General features: G+C 51.4%; 22 protein-coding genes and 1 other RNA gene. 10 read left to right on the plus strand and 13 right to left on the minus strand.

Annotation, left to right across the window (positions count from 1 at the left end; translation table 11 throughout):
• Positions 1 to 410 precede the first annotated feature (410 nt).
• Positions 411 to 1325: a UDP-3-O-acyl-N-acetylglucosamine deacetylase gene (gene lpxC, locus RRV97_RS09355; RefSeq protein WP_315611367.1), complete on the plus strand. Its 915-nt coding sequence runs from the start codon at positions 411 to 413 to the stop codon at positions 1323 to 1325.
• A gap of 235 nt (positions 1326 to 1560) precedes the next feature.
• On the opposite strand, the gene ggt is transcribed toward lpxC, so the two are convergent.
• On the minus strand, positions 1561 to 3330 hold the full coding sequence (gene ggt, locus RRV97_RS09360) for a gamma-glutamyltransferase (protein ID WP_315611368.1): 1770 nt from the start codon (positions 3328 to 3330) through the stop codon (positions 1561 to 1563).
• Between the two features lie 483 nt (positions 3331 to 3813).
• On the opposite strand from ggt, the gene gnd reads away from it, so the two are divergent.
• Positions 3814 to 5262 carry a decarboxylating NADP(+)-dependent phosphogluconate dehydrogenase gene (gene gnd / locus RRV97_RS09365; protein WP_315611369.1) on the plus strand — a complete coding sequence of 483 codons (1449 nt, stop codon included), beginning with the start codon at positions 3814 to 3816 and terminating at the stop codon, positions 5260 to 5262.
• A gap of 64 nt (positions 5263 to 5326) precedes the next feature.
• Here gnd and glmS read toward each other — a convergent pair whose 3' ends face one another.
• The 4 genes from glmS to RRV97_RS09385 form a co-directional block, all read right to left on the minus strand.
• On the minus strand, positions 5327 to 7165 hold the full coding sequence (glmS, locus tag RRV97_RS09370; RefSeq protein WP_315611371.1) for a glutamine--fructose-6-phosphate transaminase (isomerizing): 1839 nt from the start codon (positions 7163 to 7165) through the stop codon (positions 5327 to 5329).
• 161 nt (positions 7166 to 7326) lie between these two features.
• On the minus strand, positions 7327 to 8700 hold the full coding sequence (gene glmU, locus RRV97_RS09375; protein WP_204788950.1) for a bifunctional UDP-N-acetylglucosamine diphosphorylase/glucosamine-1-phosphate N-acetyltransferase GlmU: 1374 nt from the start codon (positions 8698 to 8700) through the stop codon (positions 7327 to 7329).
• Positions 8701 to 8798: 98 nt separating this feature from the next.
• Positions 8799 to 9083: a membrane lipoprotein lipid attachment site-containing protein gene (locus RRV97_RS09380; protein WP_188213326.1), complete on the minus strand. Its 285-nt coding sequence runs from the start codon at positions 9081 to 9083 to the stop codon at positions 8799 to 8801.
• A gap of 61 nt (positions 9084 to 9144) precedes the next feature.
• Positions 9145 to 9792 carry a pyrimidine 5'-nucleotidase gene (locus tag RRV97_RS09385; RefSeq protein WP_315611372.1) on the minus strand — a complete coding sequence of 216 codons (648 nt, stop codon included), beginning with the start codon at positions 9790 to 9792 and terminating at the stop codon, positions 9145 to 9147.
• A gap of 64 nt (positions 9793 to 9856) precedes the next feature.
• On the opposite strand from RRV97_RS09385, the gene RRV97_RS09390 reads away from it, so the two are divergent.
• Positions 9857 to 10858, plus strand: coding sequence for a thiamine ABC transporter substrate-binding protein (locus RRV97_RS09390; protein ID WP_315611373.1), 1002 nt, complete (start codon positions 9857 to 9859; stop codon positions 10856 to 10858).
• A gap of 113 nt (positions 10859 to 10971) precedes the next feature.
• Entirely contained in the window at positions 10972 to 11817 is an 846-nt protein-coding gene (locus RRV97_RS09395; protein WP_315611374.1) for a mechanosensitive ion channel family protein, read from the plus strand.
• A 158-nt stretch (positions 11818 to 11975) separates the two neighbouring features.
• Here the strand turns inward: RRV97_RS09395 and RRV97_RS09400 are convergent, their stop codons facing one another.
• Positions 11976 to 12926, minus strand: a complete 951-nt coding sequence (locus tag RRV97_RS09400; RefSeq protein ID WP_315611375.1) for a D-2-hydroxyacid dehydrogenase — start codon at positions 12924 to 12926, stop codon at positions 11976 to 11978.
• Between the two features lie 128 nt (positions 12927 to 13054).
• Here RRV97_RS09400 and RRV97_RS09405 point away from each other — a divergent pair, with 128 nt between their 5' ends.
• Entirely contained in the window at positions 13055 to 13273 is a 219-nt protein-coding gene (locus tag RRV97_RS09405; RefSeq protein WP_152899936.1) for a DUF2061 domain-containing protein, read from the plus strand.
• Positions 13274 to 13437: 164 nt separating this feature from the next.
• A complete protein-coding gene (gene dinG / locus RRV97_RS09410) occupies positions 13438 to 15588 on the plus strand; it encodes an ATP-dependent DNA helicase DinG (RefSeq protein ID WP_315611376.1) in 2151 nt (716 codons plus the stop codon).
• A gap of 68 nt (positions 15589 to 15656) precedes the next feature.
• On the opposite strand, the gene RRV97_RS09415 is transcribed toward dinG, so the two are convergent.
• Positions 15657 to 16112: a GNAT family N-acetyltransferase gene (locus RRV97_RS09415; protein ID WP_254343348.1), complete on the minus strand. Its 456-nt coding sequence runs from the start codon at positions 16110 to 16112 to the stop codon at positions 15657 to 15659.
• Between the two features lie 167 nt (positions 16113 to 16279).
• Between RRV97_RS09415 and RRV97_RS09420 the strand changes: the two genes are divergently transcribed.
• Positions 16280 to 16546 carry a DUF3079 domain-containing protein gene (locus tag RRV97_RS09420; RefSeq protein ID WP_003686685.1) on the plus strand — a complete coding sequence of 89 codons (267 nt, stop codon included), beginning with the start codon at positions 16280 to 16282 and terminating at the stop codon, positions 16544 to 16546.
• A gap of 81 nt (positions 16547 to 16627) precedes the next feature.
• Here the strand turns inward: RRV97_RS09420 and RRV97_RS09425 are convergent, their stop codons facing one another.
• The gene (locus RRV97_RS09425) at positions 16628 to 17110 is read right to left on the minus strand and encodes a dihydrofolate reductase (protein WP_049349171.1); all 483 of its coding nucleotides are present in this window, start codon (positions 17108 to 17110) and stop codon (positions 16628 to 16630) included.
• Positions 17111 to 17306: 196 nt separating this feature from the next.
• Here RRV97_RS09425 and RRV97_RS09430 point away from each other — a divergent pair, with 196 nt between their 5' ends.
• Positions 17307 to 18104 carry a factor H-binding protein gene (locus RRV97_RS09430; protein ID WP_315612259.1) on the plus strand — a complete coding sequence of 266 codons (798 nt, stop codon included), beginning with the start codon at positions 17307 to 17309 and terminating at the stop codon, positions 18102 to 18104.
• 90 nt (positions 18105 to 18194) lie between these two features.
• Here RRV97_RS09430 and asd read toward each other — a convergent pair whose 3' ends face one another.
• Entirely contained in the window at positions 18195 to 19310 is a 1116-nt protein-coding gene (asd, locus tag RRV97_RS09435; protein ID WP_049333106.1) for an aspartate-semialdehyde dehydrogenase, read from the minus strand.
• Between the two features lie 240 nt (positions 19311 to 19550).
• On the opposite strand from asd, the gene RRV97_RS09440 reads away from it, so the two are divergent.
• The gene (locus RRV97_RS09440) at positions 19551 to 20123 is read left to right on the plus strand and encodes an RDD family protein (RefSeq protein WP_315611377.1); all 573 of its coding nucleotides are present in this window, start codon (positions 19551 to 19553) and stop codon (positions 20121 to 20123) included.
• Positions 20124 to 20212: 89 nt separating this feature from the next.
• Complete coding sequence (locus RRV97_RS09445; RefSeq protein WP_315611378.1) at positions 20213 to 21535, plus strand: murein transglycosylase A; 1323 nt, start codon at positions 20213 to 20215, stop codon at positions 21533 to 21535.
• A gap of 107 nt (positions 21536 to 21642) precedes the next feature.
• Here the strand turns inward: RRV97_RS09445 and rnpB are convergent.
• From rnpB to ruvA, 4 genes are all read right to left on the minus strand, one after another.
• An RNA gene (rnpB, locus tag RRV97_RS09450) (RNase P RNA component class A) lies at positions 21643 to 22004 on the minus strand.
• Positions 22005 to 22057: 53 nt separating this feature from the next.
• On the minus strand, positions 22058 to 22768 hold the full coding sequence (locus RRV97_RS09455) for a hypothetical protein (RefSeq protein ID WP_315611379.1): 711 nt from the start codon (positions 22766 to 22768) through the stop codon (positions 22058 to 22060).
• A 54-nt stretch (positions 22769 to 22822) separates the two neighbouring features.
• On the minus strand, positions 22823 to 23056 hold the full coding sequence (locus RRV97_RS09460; RefSeq protein WP_049322987.1) for a hypothetical protein: 234 nt from the start codon (positions 23054 to 23056) through the stop codon (positions 22823 to 22825).
• A gap of 13 nt (positions 23057 to 23069) precedes the next feature.
• Positions 23070 to 23654, minus strand: coding sequence for a Holliday junction branch migration protein RuvA (gene ruvA, locus RRV97_RS09465; RefSeq protein WP_315611380.1), 585 nt, complete (start codon positions 23652 to 23654; stop codon positions 23070 to 23072).
• Between the last annotated feature and the right edge of the window lie 67 nt (positions 23655 to 23721).

The following is a 23721-nucleotide window of genomic DNA, read 5'->3' on the forward strand; positions in this document are numbered from 1 at the left end:
TAAATTTAGTTCTATTTCCTCCGTATTTTGCCTTTTTTGTGTTGATAACTCAGTGTTTTCTTCAAATCATAATATTTTAATTTTTAAAATGATGATTTTGATGAAGAACCAAACTATCTGTGGATAACGGGATAACTTTCTTTAAAACCAATTCGATAGTTACTTTTTATCTTTGAGGCAAACCCCAACTGAATGTCGGAATAAAAAAGGATAAAATCTTAGTTTCCCTATTTATCTATGGATAAAAACCAAATTACCCACTTCAATTTCACACACCTTTGTGGATAATTCAAAACGTGAAGTTCATCCCTGCAAAACATCCATATTGGCAAATACTATTAAAAATGATGGCTTGTTTTTTCCTTTTTAACGTATCATTTGCCCATTAGACTTTTTAAAAGGAAGCAATTATGCTGCAACGGACTTTAGCCAAATCAGTAAGCGTTACCGGCGTTGGCCTGCATTCGGGCGAAAGGGTCGCTCTGACTTTGCATCCTGCCGAAGAAAACAGCGGTATTTCGTTCCGCCGTACTGATTTGAGCGGGGAAATGGGCGAAGTCATCCAATTGAATCCTTATTTGATCAACGATACCCGCCTCTCTTCAACCATTGTTACCGATAAAGGCGTGCGCATCGGTACGATTGAACACATTATGTCGGCTCTGTCTGCCTACGGCATCGACAATGCCTTGATTGAATTGAACGCACCCGAAATCCCGATTATGGACGGCTCGAGCCTGCCGTTTATTTATCTTTTGCAAGATGCGGGCGTTGTCGATCAAAAAGCCCAAAAACGTTTTTTGAGAATCCTCAAACCTGTTGAAATCAAAGAAACCGGAAAATGGGTGCGCTTTACGCCTTACGACGGCTTTAAAGTTACTTTAACCATCGAATTTGACCACCCCGTGTTCAACCGCAGCGCACCTACTTTCGAGATTGATTTTGCAGGAAAATCCTATATCGATGAAATTGCCCGCGCCCGTACCTTCGGCTTTATGCACGAAGTGGAAATGATGCGCGCCCATAATCTCGGATTGGGCGGCAATTTGAACAACGCTATTGTGATTGACGACATAGACGTTTTGAATCCGGAAGGTTTGCGCTATCCCGATGAATTTGTCCGCCACAAAATCCTGGATGCCATCGGCGATTTGTACATTGTCGGCCATCCGATTATCGGCGCATTTGAAGGTTACAAATCAGGTCATGCCATCAATAATGCGCTGTTGCGTGCCGTTTTGGCAGACGAAACGGCTTATGAATGGGTTGAGTTTGCCGATGACGAAGAATTGCCCACCGCTTTTCACGAGCTGCCGGCAGCCTGATAGAAAGTAGATAAAGCAATCCAATGAAAAGGCCGTCTGAACCTTTCAGACGGCCTAAATCATGTCATTTTCCACAATTAATTATCCACATATTCATTCTTTTTATCTTATTGAAAAATAAAAATATTAAAATTTAACGTTATTCTTATACACATCTTATCCATATATTTTCCCAAACTAAAAAGGCCGTCTGAACTTGGTTTCAGACGGCCTTTTTCATGTCAAACCGACAATATCAATCGCCCATAACCTTGCCTTCGCGGCGCGGGTCGGCACCGCCGAGCAAACTGTCTTTGCCGATCACAATGCCCTGTACGCCGGAATTCAAATCGCGGATTTGGACTTTATAGCCCAGTTTTTCCAATGCTGGCGCTTTGTCCGTCGCTGCGGTTTTTTCCTCAATTTCATACTGGCTGCCGCGATTGAGCATATTCGGCAGGGAGATTGCCGCCTGAATGTCCATGCCCCAGTCGATATGCGCCACCAGCGTTTTAGCGACGAAACCGATAATGCGGCTGCCACCCGGCGAACCGACCGCCATATAAGGTTTTCCGTCTTTCAGCACAATGGTCGGCGCCATCGAAGAACGCGGCCGTTTGCCGCCTGCCACGCTGTTGGCCACCGTTTTACCGTCCGCGCCGACAGGGTTGAAAGCAAAATCGGTCAATTCATTGTTGAGCAGATAGCCGTTTGCCATTAGTCCCGAACCGAATGCGTTTTCGATTGAAGTCGTCATCGACACGACGTTGCCGTCTTTATCCACAACCACCAAATGACTGGTGGACGGCAGCTCGACCGCCATACCCTGCGCGTATGCCTTGCCGAACTTGCCCGCCTGAATGTTTTCCAATGCCTTGTCAGCTTTGCGGATTTCTTCGGCGCGCGGTTTCAGGTAAGCCTGAGAAATCAGGGCGCGGGCCGGGACGTTGACAAACGCGGGATCGCCGACATAATAATCACGGTCGGCAAAAGCAATCCGCGACGCATCGCCTATCCAGCGCCAACTGTGGATATTTTCCGCACCCAACGCCTTCATATCCTGATTCTGCAATATGCCCAAAATCTCGCCCAAAGCAATCGCACCCGAACTTGGCGCGCCCATGCCGCAGACTTCGTATTCACGATACGGCGCACAAACCGGTTCGCGCTCGATAACGCGGTAGTTTTTCAAATCCGCCATGCTGATTTTGCCGGGAGTATCCACAGCACCGGTAACGGCACGGACAATATTCTGCGCCTGCGCCCCCTGATAAAACGGCGCGCTGCCTTTTTCCGCCAACAGGCGTACGGAGCGGGCAAATTCAGGGTTTTTCAACACCGTTCCCGCTGCCAAAGGCTTGCCGTCGGGCAGGAAATACGCGGCGGTTTGCGGATAACGTTTCAAAGGCTCCAGATTCTGCTCGATGGATTTCGCCATGCGCGGTGAAACGGTAAAGCCTTGTTCCGCCAAAGCAATCGGTTTGTCAAACAGACTTGCCCAAGGCAATTTGCCGTAACGCTTGTGGACATCTTCCAGCAGCTTCGGAATCCCCGGCACACCGACCGAACGGCCGCCGACCACTGCGTTCATAAAGCCCATCGGCTTGCCGTTTTCATCCAAAAAAAGCGCCGGCGTTGCCGCTTTCGGCGCCGTTTCTCGGGCATCAAACGTCGTCAGCTTTTTCGCCTTATTGTCCCAATACACCAAAAACGCGCCGCCGCCCAAACCAGAAGACTGCGGTTCGGTCAGACCTAAGGTCGTCTGCATGGCGATCATCGCATCTATCGCGCTGCCGCCGCGTTTCAAAACCTCATATCCCGCCTCGGTCGCCAACGGATTGGCAGACGCCGCCATATAATGCTTGGCGCGGATTAACTTCTGCTCAGTCAGCCCCGTCCCTTGTTCCGGCGCATGGTTATCCACAGATACAGAGGGCAGGGCAACTTGAGGTTTCAGAGCCGGCTGTTGCGCACAAGCAGCCAATACCAAAACAGATAACAATTTAATACTAAAGGAAAATTTCATATTCACTCCATAAATTTAAATATTTTCAGACGGCCTTTTCCCAACTTGAACAAGAGGAAATATGAAAATATTCAGAAATAAAAAACCATTTGACTATTTCCCTACTCAATCAGTTCCGATTGGAGAAGTATAAAACAAGCTAAGATTGTGCACAGGCAAAAAGTTACCCACAGAATGAAGCGGCAGAAAATTTTTACCCACATACGCAAACAAGGCCAACCATACTTTATCCTCATCAAAAAATATCAGCTAAGTATTTGAAAAATTGTTTTAATCAAAGTTATCAACAAGCTGTGGCAATACTCAATATCATCTTCTATTTATTGTTTAAAATCTTATTTATAGTTTGTTTTCCCGAAGGCAAAGGCCGTCTGAAACGTAAAGGCATCTTTTCAAAAAATTAAAAAGTTAAGGATTGTTAAAAACGTGTAAATCAGCTAGAGTTACGCTTGATAAAATTAATCAATAACGGAGTTTCACGAAATGAAAGGCGACATTGGCGTAATCGGCCTTGCCGTAATGGGGCAAAACCTGATTCTCAACATGAACGACAACGGCTTTAAAGTTGTCGCATACAACCGTACGACCAGCAAAGTAGATGATTTTTTAAACGGCGCAGCCAAAAATACCAATATTATCGGCGCATATTCACTGCAAGATTTGGTTGATAAATTAGAAAAACCGCGCAAAATCATGATGATGGTACGCGCCGGTTCTGTTGTTGACGATTTTATCGAACAACTCGTTCCGTTTTTGGACGAAGGCGACATCATTATTGACGGCGGCAATGCCAATTATCCCGATTCCACCCGCCGCACGCACGAGCTGGCGGCAAAAGGTATCCGCTTTATCGGCGCGGGCGTTTCCGGCGGCGAAGAAGGCGCGCGTCACGGCCCGTCCATTATGCCTGGCGGCGACGAAGCCGCATGGCCTGCAGTTAAACCGATTTTCCAAGCTATCTCCGCCAAAACCCCGCAAGGCGAACCCTGCTGCGACTGGGTCGGCCGCGACGGCGCGGGCCATTTCGTCAAAATGGTGCACAACGGCATCGAATACGGCGATATGCAGTTGATTTGCGAAGCCTACCAATTCATGAAAGACGGCTTGGGCCTGTCTTATGACGAAATGCACCAAATCTTCAACGAGTGGAACAAAACCGAGCTGGATTCCTACCTGATTGAAATCACCGCCGCGATTTTGGGCTACAAAGATGAAAACGGCGAACCTTTGGTCGAAAAAATCCTTGATACTGCCGGTCAAAAAGGCACAGGCAAATGGACCGGCATCAACGCCCTCGATTTGGGCATCCCGCTGACGCTGATTTCCGAAGCCGTGTTTGCACGTTGCGTTTCTGCGTTCAAAGACCAACGCGTCCAAGCAAACAGCCTGTTTGGCAAAATCATTACCCCGATTGAAGGCGACAAAGCCGCATGGGTGGATGCGTTGCGCCAAGCCCTGTTGGCATCCAAAATCATTTCTTATGCACAAGGCTTTATGCTTATCCGCGAAGCCAGTGAAAACAACGATTGGGCATTGAATTACGGCAACACCGCCCTCTTGTGGCGCGAAGGCTGCATCATTCGCAGCGCGTTCTTGGGCAACATCCGCGACGCATACGAAGCCAATCCTGATTTGGTCTTCTTGGGTTCCGATCCTTATTTCAAAGGCGTGTTGGAAACCTGTCTGCCTGCATGGCGCAAAGTCGTTGCCAAAGCCATCGAATGTGGCATTCCGATGCCTTGCATGGCTTCCGCCATTACCTTCCTTGACGGCTACACTTCCGCGCGCCTGCCTGCCAACCTGCTGCAAGCCCAACGCGACTACTTCGGCGCGCACACTTACGAGCGTACCGACAAACCGCGCGGCGAGTTCTTCCATACCAACTGGACAGGTAAAGGCGGCGATACCGCTTCAACCACATACGATATTTAATTTGCCTGGGCAAACAAAAGGCCGTCTGAGTATTTCAGACGGCCTTTTTTAACCGGTCAATTACTTACTCAACCGTTACCGATTTAGCCAAGTTGCGCGGTTTGTCCACGTCTGTACCGCGTGCGAGGGCGGCGTGGTAAGACAGGAGTTGCACGGGGATGGTGTGCACAATCGGCGAGAGTACGCCGACGTGGCGTGGGGCGCGGATGACGTGCACGCCTTCGGTGGCGTTGAAGTTGCTGTCGAGGTCGGCGAAGACGAAGAGTTCGCCGCCGCGTGCGCCGACTTCCTGCATATTGGCTTTCACTTTGTCCAACAGGCTGTCGTTCGGGGCAATCACGACAACGGGCATGTTCTCGTCCACCAAGGCCAACGGGCCGTGTTTCAACTCACCCGCAGGATAAGCTTCGGCGTGGATATAGGTAATCTCTTTCAGCTTCAATGCACCTTCAAGGGCGATTGGGAAGTGGATGCCGCGGCCGAGGAAGAGTGCGCTGGTTTTCTTGGCAAATTTTTGCGCCCAAGCGGCGATTTGCGGCTCAAGGTTGAGAACGTGCTGAATGCTGCCCGGCAGTTGGCGCAATTCTTCAACGTATGCAGCTGCTTGCTCGTCGGAAACCAGGCCGCGTTGTTTGCCCAAGGTAACAGCCAAGCCGAATAGGACAACCAGTTGGGTCGTGAACGCTTTGGTAGAGGCGACGCCGATTTCTGCACCGGCGCGTGTGTACAGTACCAATTCGCTTTCACGCGGCAGGGCGGATTCCATCACGTTACAGATAGACAGGCTGTGTTTGTGTCCTAAGGATTGTGCGTATTTCAGGGCTTCCATGGTGTCCAGGGTTTCGCCGGATTGGGAAATGGTGATGACCAATTGTTTCGGATCGGCAATCACGTCGCGGTAGCGGTATTCGCTGGCGATTTCCACATCGGTCGGCACTTTGGCGATGGATTCGAGCCAGTATTTGGCAGTCAGCGCGGCATAGTAGGACGTACCGCAGGCAAGGATTTTGATGCTGTGGATATCGTCGAACACTTCTCGGGCGTTGGCGCCGAAGTTTTCAGGTTCAAAACCGCCGTCCAAGAAGACTTCGGCAGTATCGGCAATGGCGCGGGGCTGTTCGTGGATTTCTTTTTGCATGAAGTGGCTGTATGGGCCCAACTCCAAAGAAGCCAGAGACAATTCGGATACTTTAACCGCGCGTTCGGTTTGCGCACCGGTTTTGTCGAGCAGTTTTTCGATACCGTTTGCATTCAACAGGGCGATGTCGCCGTCTTCCAAGTAAGCGATGCGGCGGGTAAAGGCAATCACGGCGGATACGTCGGAAGCGATAAAGGTTTCTTGGTCGCCCAAGGCCACCAACAGCGGGCAGCCCATGCGCGCAACAACCATTTCTTCAGGGTTGTCTTGTGCGATAACGGCAATGGCGTATGCGCCGTGGAAACGGGCAGTCGCAGCTTGGACGGCTTCAAACAGTTTGCCGCCGTTTTGTGTGTATTCGTGGTTGACGCTGTGGGCGATGACTTCGGTATCGGTTTGCGATTCGAAGGTATAACCCAAAGCTTGCAGGCGTTCGCGTTCGGCTTCGAAGTTTTCGATGATGCCGTTGTGGACAACCGCAATCATGCCGCCGGAAATGTGGGGGTGGGCGTTAGGCTCGGTTACACCGCCGTGGGTAGCCCAACGGGTATGGCCGATGCCGATATGGCCAAACACGCCTTTTTCGCGTGCTGCATCTTCCATCAGCTGCACGCGGCCGACGCGGCGGACGCGTTTGATTTTGCCGTCCATGTTTACGGCAATACCTGACGAATCGTAGCCCCGATATTCAAGGCGTTTGAGACCGTCGGTCAGAAAATCGACTACATTGTGATTGGCGCGAATAGCACCTACGATACCGCACATATAAGTTCCTTAGTATCAAAAGTTTGAGAAAATGACTGCTGCTCCGGCTCCCGAAAGCGGCAGTCGGAAAACGCCGTTTTATATTCATTGAAACGGCAAATCTGGATTTCAGACGGCCTGTTGTTTCTCAAGGCCGTCTGAAAATAAATAAAAGGCCGGTTTTACTTCTTATCGCCTTTTTCCGGACGCACCCAGCCTTCGATGACGGTTTGGCGCGAACGGGCGAGGACGAGTTTGCCGTCTTCGACGTTTTTGGTAATCGCGCTGCCTGCGCCTGTCGTGACTTTGTTGCCCAGCGTTACGGGGGCGATTAAGACGCAGTTTGAACCGATGCGCACTTCGTCGCCGATGACGGTTTTGTGTTTGTTCACACCGTCGTAGTTGGCGATGATCGTGCCTGCGCCGAAGTTGGTTTTGCTGCCGATCTCGGCATCACCGATGTAGGTGAGGTGGTTGGCTTTGGTGCCGTTGCCGATGGTGGCGTTTTTGACTTCGACGAAGTTGCCGATGTGTACGTCGTCGGCCAGTTTGGCTTGCGGACGCAGACGGGCGTATGGGCCGATTTGGTTGTTTTCGCCGACTTCGCAACCTTCAAAATGGGAGAATGGGGCGATTTTGGTGTTGGCACCGATTTTGGCGTTTTTGATCACGCAGTTGGCACCGATTTCGACGTTGTCACCGAGCTCGACTTCACCTTCGATGACGACGTTGACGTCAATCACGACATCTTGTCCGTGTTTCAGACGGCCTCGTAAATCGAAACGTGCCGGATCGCGTAGGGTGACGCCTGCTTTGAGCAATTCTTGCGCCTGTTCGGTTTGGAAGATGCGTTCGAGTTCGGCAAGCTGGAGTTTGTTGTTCACGCCGGCGGCCAGATGGGAGGCGCGCACTTGGACGGGATGAACTTTGATGCCGTCGGCAACGGCTTTGGCGATGAGGTCGGTCAGGTAGTATTCGCCTTGGGCATTGTTGCTGGAAAGGCTGTTCAACCAAGCTTCAAGTTTGGCGTTAGGCAGAACCAAAATGCCGGTGTTGATTTCTTTTACGGCCTTTTGGGCGGCATCGGCGTCTTTTTCTTCGACAATGGCGGTTACGTTGCCGTTGCTGTCGCGGATGATGCGGCCCAAGCCTGTCGGGTCGTTGGGCACGTCGGTCAACAGGCCGACTTCGTTGCCTGCGGCTTCGAGCAGGGTTTCGAGGGTGGCTGCGTCAATCAGGGGGACGTCGCCGTACAACACCAGCGTGCGGCCTTCGGCGGACAGGTGCGGCAGGGCGGTTTTGACGGCGTGGCCGGTACCGAGCTGTTCGGTTTGTTCAACCCAAACGACATCGCGTTTGACGGTGTCCAAGACTTGCTCTTTGCCGTGGCCGATGACGACGCAGATGTTTTGGGGATTCAGGGAGGCGGCGGTGTCAATAACGCGCTCAACCATGGGAAGGCCGCCGATGCGGTGCAGCACTTTGGGCATTTTGGAGTACATGCGCGTGCCTTTGCCGGCGGCGAGGATGACGATATTTAAAGCTGTCTGAGCCATGATACGGTTTCCGTTGTCGTTGTTTGAGGCCGTCTGAAAAGTGGGGCAACAAGTGTTGATTGTTTTTCACTCCGTTTCAGACGGCCTTGGGGATATTGTTATTCGGTTGCTGGCTGTGGGTTGGCAAATTGCGGTTTTTGCCAGTGTTGGCCGCGTTCGCCGTGTTCAGCATGATCCGCTTGATTGGATTGGACGGCGCGACGCTCTGGGCGGAACTGGTTGTAATTCATGTTTTTAGAATAAGTACCGTCCTGATAAACGATAGGCGTGCCGGTAGCATATTTTTGGCGTACGGCGGTACGGCCGGATTCGTTGGTGTAGGTTTCCCAAGAGCAACCGGCCAAAACGGCGGCGGCGGTCAGGATTAAAGCGAGTTTACGCATGATGTTGTCCTTGTTTTTAAATGTCGTCAATACCGTGTATTGTACTTGATTTTTAAAAATTTCACGGCAGTTTTGTGCAAAATTCAAGCAAACCCTGCATATCTTTTGCTATGCCGTCGGCAAATGACAACGGATGGGCTTTTTCGCCGTACCAAACGGTCTTCATGCCCAAGGCTTTGGCTTGGTGCAGATTGTCGGCGCTGTCGTCCACCATGATGCACTGTTCGGGATTGACGCCCAACAGGCGGCAGACGTTGAGATAGGCTTGCGGATTGGGTTTGTAGAGCAGGCCGAAGTCGTCCGTGCCGAACAAGCCGTCAAAATGCGCTTCCAAGCCCAACGCCTCAACCAATGCGTGGACATAAAATGAAGGCCCGTTGGAAAATACGGCTTTTCGCCCTTTCAGACGGCCTAAAACATCATCAGTTCCATCCATACCCTCCACCTTTGCCAAAATTTGCTTAAGCGGGTGACTTTCACGCAAAAATTCATCGATATCGACTTCGGGATGGTGGATTTGCAAACCGGCAAGCGTCGCGCCGTATCGGTGCCAATAATCTTGGCGCAGTTGGGAGGCGGCTTCTTCGGAAAGCTTCAGACGGCCTGCCATGTATTCGGTCATGGCGCGGTTGATGATGTAGAAAATACCGGCTTCGGCATTGTGCAAAGTATTGTCGAGGTCAAACAGCCAAACGGGGGAATGATTCATATCGTGCCTTGATATGCAGATTTTGTTATGATATTTCGTATTTTACCCGTACAAAGGAAAGAGAATGAAACTGAAATTGTCCGCCCTCGCCCTGTTGCTGGCTTCGGCAAACCTGTACGCACAAACCGAAGTGCGTTTGGCCGTGCACAAATCCTTCAGCCTGCCCCCATCCGTCATCGCGCAATTTGAAAAAGCCAACGATGCCAAAGTGTCCGTCATCAAGGCAGGCAGCGGCAACGAAATGCTCAACAAGCTGATTTTGAGCAAGGCCAACCCGATTGCCGATGCAGTTTACGGTTTGGACAACGCCAACATCGGCAAAGCCAAAGCCGCCGGCATCCTCGCCGCCAACCAACCCAAATCCGCGCCCGTAACCGCTTCCCTGCCCGATGCGCTGGCTGTCGATTACGCCTATGTCGCCATCAACTACGACAAAAAATGGTTTGAACAGAAAAAACTGCCCCTGCCGCAAACCCTGCAAGACCTGACCAAACCGGAATATAAAAACCTTCTGGTGACCCCGTCTCCCGCCACATCCTCGCCCGGCCTCTCCTTCCTCTTGGCCAACATCGGCGGCATGGGTGAAGAAGGCGCGTTCAAATGGTGGGCGCAAATGCGCCAAAACGGCGTGAAAATCGCCAAAGGCTGGAGCGAAGCCTACTATACCGACTTCACCCAAAACGGCGGCGCCTATCCTCTCGTGGTCAGCTATGCCACCAGCCCGGCGGCCGAAGTCCACTACTCCAAAGGCAAATACAGCACCCCGCCCACCGGCAACCTCTTCCTCAAAGGCGGCACATTCCGCCAAGTTGAAGGCGCGGCCGTTTTGAAAGGCGCGAAACAACCCGAGCTGGCGGCCAAACTGGTAAGCTGGCTGCAAAGCGGCGACGTGCAAAAAGCCCTGCCTGCCGAAATGTGGGTCTATCCGGCAGTCAAAAACACGTCGCTGCCCAAAGTATTCGAGTTTGCCCAAACCCCGAAACACAGCGATTCCCCCAACCGCGCCGACATCAACACCAAACAAAAACAATGGGTGAGCCGTTGGAGCAAAACCGTTTTACGTTAAGCTGAAAAAGATTTAAGAAAGATTAAAGGCCGTCTGAAAAACCAAATCATTAGTTTTTCAGACGGCCTTGTTTTACAATGACCTTTTAAACAACTTCACACGTACACACAATTATGAATTTCGATCTTCAAGCCCTCTCTTCGCTCTCCGGCTGGGAACAACTCGCCCAAACCGGCATGTCTTTCGGCACGAACCTGCTGGCCGCCTTAGCCATCTACTTTATCGGCCGCTGGGTCGCCACACGCGTGGTGACACTGATGAAAGCCGCGCTGACTCGCGCCAAAATCGATAAAACGCTGGTCAGCTTCCTCGGCAACGTCGCCAATATCGGTTTGCTGATCCTCATCATCATCGCCGCACTGGGCAAACTCGGCATCCCGACCACTTCCGTTACCGCCTTGATCGGTGGCGCAGGCTTGGCCGTGGCTTTGTCTTTGAAAGACCAACTATCCAACTTCGCCGCCGGCGCGCTGATTATCCTGTTCCGCCCGTTTAAAGTCGGCGACTTTATCCGCGTCAACGGTTTTGAAGGCATCGTCCGCGAAATCAAAATGGTGCAGACCTCTTTGAGTACGCCGGACAACGAAGAAGTCGTCCTGCCCAACAGCATGGTCATGAGCAACAGCATCGTCAACCGCTCCTCCCTATCCCTCTGTCGCGCCCAAGTCGTGGTCGGCGTCGATTACGCCTGTGATTTAAAAGTTGCCAAAGACGCCGTATTGAGAGCGGCAACCGAGCATCCATTGTGTGTTCAAACCGAAGAACGACCTGCCGTCGTATACATTACCAACCTTGGCGACAGCGCCATCGAAATCACGCTTTGGGCATGGACGAACGAAGCGGATTTGGCCTTATTCCGATTTGGTTTGAACGAGCAGGTCGTCGAAAACCTGCGCGAAGCCAACATCAACATCCCATTCCCACAATGTGATGTCCACCTCATTCAGCCGAAAGCCTGATTTCAGCTTTTTATAGGGTTATCCACAATAAAGAATGAAACAATTTATAGTATTTGATAGATAACTTTATGAAATAAATAAAGATTAATAAAGGCCGTCTGAATATCTCAGACGGCCTTTAAAATTGTTCACAACCTTATCAACAGGTTTTCCATAGATTAAACCAGATTTTGCGGATTGCCGGCCACGAAGCGGTTGATGTTGTCCAAAAGGATGTCAAACAGGCGGTTGGCGGCTTCTTGGCTTGCCCATGCAATGTGTGGCGTGACGATGAGGTTGGGCAGTCGGGCTTTCAGCAGAGGGTTGCCGTCGCGTGGCGGCTCTTGTGTCAATACGTCAAAACCTGCCCCGCCGATTTGGCCGTATTTCAACGCCGCAACCAAAGCGGCTTCATCAACCAAGCCGCCACGCCCGCAGTTGATGAGGATGGCGCCGGGTTTCATTTGCTGCAATTCGGCTTCGCCTATCATGTTGGCCGTTTGCGGCGTGAGCGGACAATTAAGCGACACGACATCGGCGGAGCGGATGGCTTCGTCAAAGGAAACATAGCCGTCGCGGATGCTTTGGGCATGTTTGTGTTCGGCGAACACGACATTCATTTTAAAAGCCTGTGCATAAGCTGCCAGCGTTTTACCGATATTGCCGCGACCGAAAATCGCCAGCGTTTTACCGTTTAAATCGCGCATCGGTGCGCCGAGGTGGCAGAAAAACGGCGAGTTTTCCCACAAGCCTGCCGCAACGTCGCGCTGATAGGCAGGCAGGTTGCGCATCAGGGTAATCATCATCATAAACGCGTGTTCCGCCACGGATTCATTGCCGTAAGCGCGGATATTGCACACTGCCGTGTCGTTTTGTTTGGCGGCCTCAACATCCACATTGTTGACGCCTGTCGCGGTAACGGCAACTAGCTTGAGTTGTGGATTTTCGGCAAATGCTTGGGCGGAAATCACGACTTTGTTGGTAATCACAATGTCCGCACCGCGGATACGCGCCAGCGTTTCGTGCGCTTCGGTTGTGCCGTAGCTGCTTAATGTATGTGGAAAATCAAAGTCAAACGGGCGGTTGACGAGGGTATCGCGGTCGAGGACGACAATTTGGAGCGGATTCATAAAATTCCTATCAAAAATAAAATATCGATTTATAAAATCTAAATAAGGAAAAAGGATTTAAAATATACGATTTAGTTGATAATAATTATTATGTAGCTATTAAAACATCAATGTATCAGGAAAACAAAATGATTAAAACCATTACATTTGCTATTTTGCATTTCAGCGTTGCATTTAGTGTCGCCTATATTCTGACCGGCAGTATCGGCGTTTCCAGCGCGGTGGCTTTGGTCGAACCCATCGTCAATACCGTCGTCTTTTATTTTCACGAAAAAACGTGGAACCGCTACGAGAAAAACAAATCCGAGAAGCAAAAATTGTGGGTGCCTCTGCATCAGTGCGGCTAAAGTTTCAGACGGCCTTTTGCTTGATTAAAACCGATTATGGTTTTTCGGTTTGGCCATTGCCATCAAAATGCCAAACCCTAAAATAGAGTAAGACTTTACGAAGGCTTCATGAAGGTAAAAATGCTAAAATACGCTATTCTTGCAAACCCATTCAGACGGCCTCAATGCTCACCGATTTAGAAAAAAACGCCATCCGCGACCATTACCAAAACATCGGCAAAAACCTACCCGGTTTCCGTCCGCGCGCTTCGCAGCGGGAAATGATTGCGGCGATTGCCAACGCTTTTTCGCGGACGTTGACGCGTGAAGAAGGCGAAGAAGCGCCCAAACGCGAGGGTGAGAGCATTGCCGTGATCGAAGGGCCGACCGGCGTGGGCAAATCGTTGGCCTACCTTTTGGCCGGCGGCATCATGGCGCAAACACGCGGCAAACGGTTGATTGTCAGCAGCGCGACGGTGGCCTTGCAGGAGCAGTTGGTTGACCGCGATTTGCCGTTTCTGGTGGAAAAAAGCGGTTTGGAGCTGACCTTTGCGCTTGCCAAGGGGCGCGGCCGTTATCTTTGCCCCTACAAACTCTATCAACTGACGCAAAACAACGCCCAGCAAAACCTGCTTGGTTTTGAAGCGCTGGAAGTGTTGTGGGACAGCAAACCCAAGCCGGAAGAATTGAACCTGTTGCGCGACATTGCCGATGAATTTTCCGCCCGCCGCTTTAATGGCGACCGCGACACTTGGCCGGAAAAAATCGATGACGCGATTTGGCTCAAAGTGACCAACGACCGCCACGGCTGCCTGAAATCCGCCTGTCCCAACCGTCCGGAATGCCCGTTTTACCTGGCGCGCGATGTTTTGGAAACCGTCGATGTCGTCGTTGCCAACCACGATCTTCTGCTTGCCGACATCAGCATGGGCGGCGGCGTGATTCTGCCTGCGCCCGAAAACAGTTTTTATTGCATAGACGAAGCGCACCACCTGCCCAAAAAAGCCCTCAGTCGTTTTGCCGCCGAACATTCATGGAATATTGCCGTTTGGACGCTGGAAAAATTGCCGCAGCTGACCGGCAAAATTGCCGCGCTCACCGATAAAGCCGAACTTGCCAACCTTGCCGACGAAGCTGCCACATCCTTGCTCGACAGCCTGCACGAATGGCAGTTTCACTTGGCGGAAGAGCCGTCTTTAAGTCTGGGGTCGTCTGAAAACGACAGGCGGAAACACAACGAACCGACTTGGCTGTGGGAAGACGGCAAAATCCCCGAAGGCCTGGAAACCACAGTTTCCAATACGGCCATTGCTGCACGCAGCCTGCTCAAACACGTTATCGGGCTGAACGATGCGCTTTCCGTCGCCCGCCGCGAAAAAGAGCAGGACGGCGCGCTCATCGACCGCCTGACCAGCGAGTTCGGCCTTTTTATCGCCCGTATCGAACAAATCAGCGCGGTTTGGGATTTACTCTCCACCGTTCCCATTGAGGGCGAAGAGCCGTTGGCAAAATGGATAACCCGCCGTGCCGACGACAAAAACGACTATATTTTCAACGCCAGCCCCATCAGCAGCGCATCCCACCTTGCCAACAGCCTGTGGCGGCGCGCGGCAGGTGCGGTGTTGACTTCGGCTACCCTGCAATCGCTCGGCAGCTTCAACCTGATTTTGCGCCAAACCGGCCTATTATGGCTGCCCGAAACCACCACGCTTGCATTGGAAAGCCCGTTTAATTTCGATGCGCAAGGCGAGCTATATATTCCGCCCGTACATGCCAGTCCCAAAGACCCTGATGCGCATACGGCCGCCATTGTCGAATGGTTGCCGAAGCTGGTTTCGCCGGTTGAAGCCATCGGCACGCTGGTGTTGTTTTCCTCGCGCAAACAAATGCAGGACGTCGCCTTGCGCCTACCTGACGAATACTTGCCGCTTCTGCTTGTGCAGGGCGAGTTGCCCAAGGCTGTTCTTTTACAAAGGCACCATCAAGCCATTGCCGAAGGCAAAGCCAGCATTATTTTCGGCCTCGACAGTTTTGCCGAAGGCCTCGACCTGCCCGGTGCGGCCTGCGTACAGGTCATTATCGCCAAGCTGCCGTTTGCCATGCCGGACAACCCCATCGAGAAAACGCAAAACCGCTGGATTGAACAACGCGGCGGCAATCCCTTTATTGAAATTACGGTACCCGAAGCCAGCATCAAACTGATCCAAGCCGTCGGCCGCCTTATCCGTACCGAACAGGATTACGGCCGCGTGACCATCCTCGACAACCGCGTCAAAACGCAACGCTACGGCCAGCAATTATTGGCCTGTCTGCCGCCGTTTAAACGGATAGGGTAGTTGTGGATAATTTAAAATAAAAGGCCGTCTGAAACCAAATGTTCAGACAGCCTTTTATTCTTTTCAAGCTATAAATCCAATTTCATGACGGATACGGTTTCCCCGTTGTGCCAAGTCTGCGTGATTTCTTTCCAGCCGAACTTTTCATACACAGCCTGCACATCCGGCGTATAGAGAAACAGATGCGGCAAACCCAGTTCGCGTGCTTTATCCAGACAAAACAAAACCAGCTGCCTGCCTACGCCCAAACCTCGAAACTGCGGCAAAACGAACACATCGCCTAGCCAATATTCGTATTCGGGAAAACACGCCATATCAAACCGCTTCAATGCCGCCGAACCCATCAGCCGCCCTTCCTTATCCACAGCCGCAAACGCCAGCGGCAAGTTATCCCCATCGAGGCATTGCGCGTAATACGCACGGATTTTGTCCAGAGACGACCACGGCGCAAAATCGTGCCATTCCTCAAACAGCGCGAGGGCTAAAGGCTCGACAAATTCAGGCTTCAGACGGCATATGTTCATATTGGGTCCTCTTGTTGTACCGAATAGAGATAGTTTTTACAGTATAGGCCGTCTGAAAGGTTAACACATCTTAAAAAATCAGCGTAAAACACGATAAACCCGCCGCCAGCCCCATTCAAATCACTTATAATTCTGCCCATACCGCACACAAACAAAAGAAGAACATCATGGCCAAGAAATTTCCCATTTTTCCGAAAAATCCCGAGCGTATCTGCTGGGGTTGCGACAAATACTGCAAAGAAGACGATTTGCAATGCGGCAACGGTTGCGAACGTATCCAACACCCTATCGAATTGGACGGCCGCGACTGGTATAAAAAAGGCGACTGGAGCAATTTGTTGAGCGAAGAGCAGCAAATCGAACTTGGACTGAAAGAAGCGCCCAAGCCGGCCAAACCGCATATCAAACTGCCTTTGAAAAACAAAACAGCTTAAACGGTATGCCGTAAACAAACGAAATAAAAAGGCCGTCTGAAACCTGAAAACAGGGTTTCAGACGGCCTTTGTGTTGTCGGATTATGCCTTCACATAATGCACAAACGCGTATTCGATGCCTTTGGCGGAAACATGGTTTTCCCGAGAGGCTTCTTGCCATGTTTCTGTGGAAAACTCAGGAAAAAACGCATCGCCGTCCACATCCAAACCAACTTCGGTCAAGCGCAAATCGGTGGCAATCGGCAGGGCTTGTGCATAAATTTGCGCGCCGCCCATGATGATGACTTCTTCAACCCCCTGACACAAAGCCAGCGCATCTTCCAAAGAAGCCGCCGTTTGTGCGCCTTCGGCCTGATAATCTTGGCGGGTGATGACGATATTTTGACGGCCGGGCAGCGGCTTGCGCGGCAGCGATTCCCATGTTTTGCGGCCCATAATGACGGGTTTGCCGGTGGTGTAGGATTTGAAAAAGGCAAAATCTTCGGGCAAATGCCAAGGCATGGTGTTGTTGATGCCGATACAGCGGCGGGCGGCGTAGGCGGCGATAAGGGTAATTTTCGGCATGATGAAATCCGTTTGTAAAATAAAATGATTATAGCGGAAGGGACTTTGAATAGACTGAATACCCGATATTTTAAAAATGTTTCAATATTTATAAAATCAATATTCAAAATGCTTGATTTTGACAAAAATCATTTATTGTTCATTTTTTTAGGGATATGATAAATATCATACCAAATAAAAAGGAAAGGAAAAAATGATGAGAACCCTCCGCATTTCTGCTTTGACGGCTTCCCTGTCTTTGATGTTGGCTGCCTGCGGCGGCGCAACAAGCGGCTTGTCGAATGCCGTTACCGAGCCGCTCAATCCGCATCCGAAAGGCGTGTTGTCCGTTGAATTAAACGAATCCGTCCCTGAAAACGGTACGTTGGATCTGACGGCCAACGGTAAAACGCAAACCCTGCAAAAAGGTGACAAACTCGATACCGGCTTTTTGAAAACCGATAAAGTATCCTCTTACGACTACGCCCAAAAAATCAAGGTAAACGGCCAAGTCATCACTTTGGAAACAGGCGACTTTCAAGTGTATAAACAAAATTATTCCACTGTTGCCGCGCGTTACGCCAAACAAAAAGCCGATGATGCAGGCAAGCTGCAAAACCTCGATACATACACATTCACCGTCGGCGAAGTCCAAGGCGATGAAACTGCGTATCGCAATTTGCCCAAACAAGGCAGCTATCAGTATTCGGGCATCGCGTTTAACGGCGATGACCGCAGCGGCCGTCTGAAATACACCGTTGATTTCGATAAAAAACAAGGTTACGGCAACATCAGCAGCATGGCTTCCCACAATAATGTCGACCTGCTTGCCGCAGGCATTGCCAATAACAACGGCAAAGCCGCCATCAGCGGTAAAACCAGTTTGAACGGTATCGAAAACGGCCGTTACGATTTGAAACTCTTCGGCCCGCAGGCTGAAGAAATTGCCGGTAAGGCGCAAATCAAAGTTGGCGATTCCACCAAAGAAATCGGTTTGGCCGGTAAGAAAGAATAGGAAAAAGGCCGTCTGAAAGGTTCAGACGGCCTTGTTATTATCCAAAAAAAGCAATGGCTCAAACCGTTGCTTTTTTCATGCCAACCTCAATTACAGGCTGCCCAAGATAATGCGCAATACGCGGCGCAACGGCTCGGCAGCACCCCACAAGAGTTGGTCGCCGACAGTGAACGCGCTGATGTATTCGCCGCCCATCTCCAGTTTGCGGATACGGCCGACGGGGACGGACAGCGTGCCGGTTACTTTGGCGGGCGTCAGCTCGTGGATGCTGGCTTCTTTTTCGTTGGGGATGACTTTTACCCAGTCGTTTGCGCCTGCCAAGATGGCTTCGATTTCAGAAACAGGCAGGTCTTTTTTCAGCTTCAGGGTAATGGCTTGGCTGTGGCAGCGCATAGAGCCGATGCGCACGCACAAGCCATCGATTACGGTTGGATTGTCGCTGCGGCCGAGGATTTTGTTGGTTTCCACGCCGCCCTTCCATTCTTCTTTGGACTGGCCGTTGCCCAAGTCCACGTCAATCCACGGAATCAGGCTGCCGGCGAGCGGTACGCCGAAGTTGGCTTTCGGATAGTCTTCGCTGCGCAGGAAATCAGACACTTTGCGGTCGATGTCGAGGATCGCGCTGGAAGGATCGGCAAGCTCGTCCGCCACTTGGGCGTGAATCGCGCCCATGCCGCTGATGAGTTCGCGCATGTTTTTCGCACCCGCGCCGGAAGCGGCTTGGTAGGTCATGCTGGTTGCCCATTCGACCAAATCGTTTTGGAACAGGCCGCCCAAAGCCATCAGCATTAGGGAAACGGTGCAGTTGCCGCCGATGTAGTTTTTCACGCCGTTTTTAAGGCCGTTGTCGATGACGTTGCGGTTGACAGGGTCGAGGACGATAATCGCGTCGTCTTTCATGCGCAGGGAAGAAGCCGCGTCAACCCAGTAGCCGTTCCAGCCGCTGTCGCGCAGGGGTTGGAACACGGATTTGGTGTAATCGCCGCCTTGGCAGGTTACGATGATGTCCATTTTTGCCAATTCGGCAACATCGTTAGCATCCAACAATGTTTTGGCTGCCTGACCGAAATCAGGTGCGGCGCCGCCGACGTTGGAAGTGGTAAAGAAAAACGCTTCGGGAATGTGGGCGAAGTCGTTTTCTTCTTTCATACGCTGCATCAAAACAGAGCCGACCATACCGCGCCAGCCGACAAAACCTACTTTCATGTGTTACTCCTTACAAAGAAAATCCGGATAAGTTTATAGTGCATTAACAAAAATCGGAACGGCATCGCCTGCCGCTTTGTTCAGATTTTTGTTAACCCACTATAAAAAAGGGGAAAACAAACGTTTTAACGCCGTCTGCGGAAAATGTAAAGGTTTTTATCGAAATTTTTTAGAATGATGGAAAAATAGGTTAAAATAATAATGAAACTACATTTCATTAATGGTACAGAGGAAGATTAAATGAGCGAAATCAATTTGTCGGATTTGCCTAAAACAGAAATAGTAGATGTCCATATTGCTTCGCCGGGGGTGAGGGTTGCGGCATATTTGTTGAATAATCTGTTTACTTTTTTGATATGGGTACCATTCATTGTGATGGTAGTTTTCACTTTTGATGAAAGCAAAGAATTAGTTTCGGAGTCTTCTCTTTCTAATACCCCTGACTATGCAGTCATAACATTTTTTATTTCTTTGGCTGTCTATTTGGTTTTTGGTATCTTCCAACTGTATTACATGAGCCGGGACGGTCAGTCTTTAGGTAAAAAAATTATGGGCATCCGCGTGTTAAAAAGTGACGGGAATAATCCAGGTTTTGAAGGAACGGTTTTAATCCGCGAAGTTGTTTGGGCGCTTGCTGTTGGTGTAGTGGTAACTATTGTATCATTGGCAATAAGCGACACGGGTGGAAACCTGATTTCTCTGCTTATAGTCTTCATCAACTTCATCATGCTCTTCTCCGTCAAACGCGACCGCCGCACGCTCTACGATATGCTGGCCGATACGGTTGTCGTCAAATTGCCGCCGCGCCGATAAAACGCTTTTTTGTGTTAAAATCAGCACTTTCCAACATAGGCCGTCTGAAAAATCGCTTTCAGACGGCCTTTCGACACGCTATTGATTCCATGAAAAAACATTTGTACCGCATTACGCTCGTCAGCATTGCCGCGGCCATTCTTGCCGCCTGTCCGAGCAAAAGCATTAAAAACCTCCCCGAAACCGACACCAGCGTTATCAAAGGCCCCGACCGCCCCACCGGCACGCCCGATCCCGTCGGTACGACAGTGAGCGGGGGAGGAGCAAACTACACCGTAGTTTCCTACAACGAATTGCCGCACTGGGACCTCCAACACTTTACCAAAAGCCTGCAGTCTTTCCGTTTAGGCTGTGAAAAACTTAAAAACCGCCAAGGCTGGCAGGACGTTTGTATCCAAGCCATGCAAACGCCGGCGCACCATTTCCAAGCCAAACACTTTTTCGAGCGCTATTTCACCGCATGGCGCGTCGATAACGGCGGCAATCCTGCCGGTACCATTACCGGCTATTACGAACCGGTCCTGCACGGCGACGACAAGCCTACAAGCCAATCCCGCTTCCCTATTTACGGCATTCCGAACGATTTTGTTTCCGTTCCGCTGGCTGCAAACTTGAGGGGCAGCAAAGCCACCGTCCGCATCCGCCAAACCGGCCAAAACAGCGGCGTCATCGACAACAGCGGCACATACACGGCCGACTTGTCCAGATTCCCGATTACAGCACGCAGCACTGCGCTGAAAGGCCGTTTTGAAGGCAGCCGTTTCGTTCCTTACTACACCCGCAGTCAAATCAACGGCGGCGCGCTTAACGGCAAAGCGCCGATTTTGGGTTATGCAGATGATCCGGTCGAACTTTTCTTTATGCACATTCAAGGTTCAGGCCGTCTGAAAACCCCGTCCGGCAAATACATCCGTGTCGGGTTTGCCGATAAAAACGAGCATCCGTATGTTTCCATCGGCCGCTATATGGCGGACAAAGGCTATCTGCCGCTGGGTCAGACCAGCATGCAGGGCATCAAGGCCTATATGAAGCAAAACCCCGGCCGCCTTGCCGAAGTTTTGGGACAAAACCCAAGCTACGTTTTCTTCCGCGAGCTGACCGGCAGCGGCGATTCCGGCCCGGTGGGCGCATTGGGTACGCCGTTGATGGGCGAATACGCCGGTGCCATTGACCGCCACTACATCACGCTTGGCGCACCGCTGTTTGTCGCCACTGCCCATCCGATTACCAAAAAAGCCCTCAACCGCCTGATTATGGCGCAAGACACCGGCAGCGCGATCAAAGGCGCGGTCCGTGTGGATTATTTCTGGGGCTATGGCGACGAGGCAGGCGAAGTGGCCGGCAAAATGAAAACCACCGGCTATGTATGGCAGCTTCTGCCCAACGGCATGAAACCGGAATACCGCCCATAAACAGCGGTTTTAAAAAAGGCCGTCTGAAACCAAGATTCAGGTTTCAGACGGCCTTTTTATTTCTATAAAAATGCGGCAGGTTTTAAAAACCTGCCGCGGTATGGGGACATACAGCTCGGACGGTAAGCCGGGTTCTGTCGCGGACAGTCATTCCTCTAGGCACATCATTGCTGGTGTGCTCAAGCAACCTACCCGAACGCTCGGCGAGCAGCGTCATCGCGTTCTGTTTGGTCTTGCTCCGAATGGGGTTTAGCCTGCTGCGCTTTGTTACCAAATGCACGGTGCGCTCTTACCGCACCTTTTCACCCTTACCTGTTTTGCCCGAAGGCAATCATCGGCGGTATTGCTTTCTGTTCCACTTTCCGTCGCGTTGCCGCGCCCGGCCGTTAGCCGGCATTCTGCTCTGTGGAGCCCGGACTTTCCTCCCCGTATGCCTTACGCGATACGCGGCGACTGTCTGTCCGACCTGTATGAGGTGCGGATTATAACACAGCCGCCATAGGGTTCAGACGGCCTAAATATTTATTTTTTCTTTTTAAATGCTATTTCGGTCAAACCCAATTCCTGTGCTTTTTTGCGGACTGCGGATTCGGGCATTTCGCGTGCCAGGCGGCTGGTGCAGTATTCGGTCATGGTGGTGGCGCAGGCTTTGAAGTTGCCGGTAAAGTCGCTGGCGGCACTCAAAAACGGGATGAGGCGGCCGGCCATGATTTCTTCGGCCGGTGCGTCTGTTTGGGCGGATACGCGTCCGGACTCGACCGCCGAGAAGATTTGTTCGGTAAAGCGTCGGGCGAAGTTTGCTTCTGTTTGGCAGTCTTGGAATGCGGTGTTTTCATGTTGGCAGACGAGGGTAACTTCGCCTTCTGCTTCTTGCAGCGGTTCGGCCAAATCGAGTTTGAGGGTTTGCTTGTCGGTTTGCAGCCAGGCGGTGCGGCCTTGGGTTTTGATGATTTTGCCGTAAACGCCGATGGCATCGTTTTTGGGGATGTTTTTCTGTTCGGCAAGTTGCTGGGCCGAGAATAAGGGGGCTTGTTCGGCAAATGCGCCGCCGGTTTCGTGTTTGAAGTAGGCGGCGAGGTCTTGTTTGATGAGGGCTTGGGTCAGCAGTTTTTCGCCTTCGGTCAGGCGGTGTGCGAAGCCGTGTGTTTTGGGGGCGGATGCGGCATCCGTGGTGGTCTTGGTGTCCGGTGTGCAGGCGCTCAGGAGTAAAAGCAGGGGAAGGATGTATTTCATGGTTGGTCTCTCAACAGGCCGTCTGAACCTATGGTTTCAAACGGTCAGCGTTGTTTATCGATAACGATAAACCCGGCGGGGATAAACGGGATAGGCCGGGTAATTGCGGACGGGTTCGCTGTCTTGATAGATAACGGTCGTCCCGGGTGGAGCGTTGATGGTCACGGTTTTGTTGACAGTGGTTTGCGCGTGGACGGGCAGGTCTAAGACGGCGGTGCGCCCGTACGGAGTCTCGGTATAAACGCACGCGCTTAGAAGCAAGGCGGCACTCAGGACGGCGGTTTTCATGTTTCAGACGGCCTTATTTGAGCAGGTTTTTTAAGGCTAGGCGCACGCCTTCGCCGACTTCCGTGCCTTTGGGAATGCCTTTGGTGGCGGCTTTGGCTTCGCGTTCGTTGTAGCCGAGGGCAAGCAGGGTGTTGATGATGTCTTGGCTTTCGTCGGCAACGGCATCAGGGGCAAACAGGCCGTCTGAAACGGTATGGGACACGAGTTTGCCGCGCAGTTCCAACACCATGCGTTCGGCGGTTTTCTTGCCGATGCCGGGGGCGGAGGAGAGGCGTTTGACGTCTTCTTCGGCGACGGCTTGCGCCAGCTCGTCGGCATTCATGGCCGACAAAATGCCCAATGCGGTTTTGGCACCGATGCCGCTGACTTTGACCAGTTGGCGGAAGGTGGCGCGTTCCTCGGCTGAGGCGAATCCAAACAGCAAATGCGCGTCTTCGCGGACGACAAGCTGGGTGTAGAGATGGACGATTTCGCCAACGGGGGGCAGGTTGTAGAAAGTCTGCATGGAAACGTCGGCTTCATAACCGACGCCGTTGACGTCGATAACGACCTGCGGCGGATTTTTCTCAATCAATTTGCCTGTGAGCCTGCTGATCATAGTGTTCCCCTGTGATTAAAAAAGGCCGTCTGAAACCTTGCAATCGAGTTTCAGACGGCCTTGTATT

Source organism: Neisseria sp. DTU_2021_1001991_1_SI_NGA_ILE_055, assembly GCF_032342915.1.
In the GTDB taxonomy this organism is placed as follows: Bacteria; Pseudomonadota; Gammaproteobacteria; order Burkholderiales; family Neisseriaceae; genus Neisseria.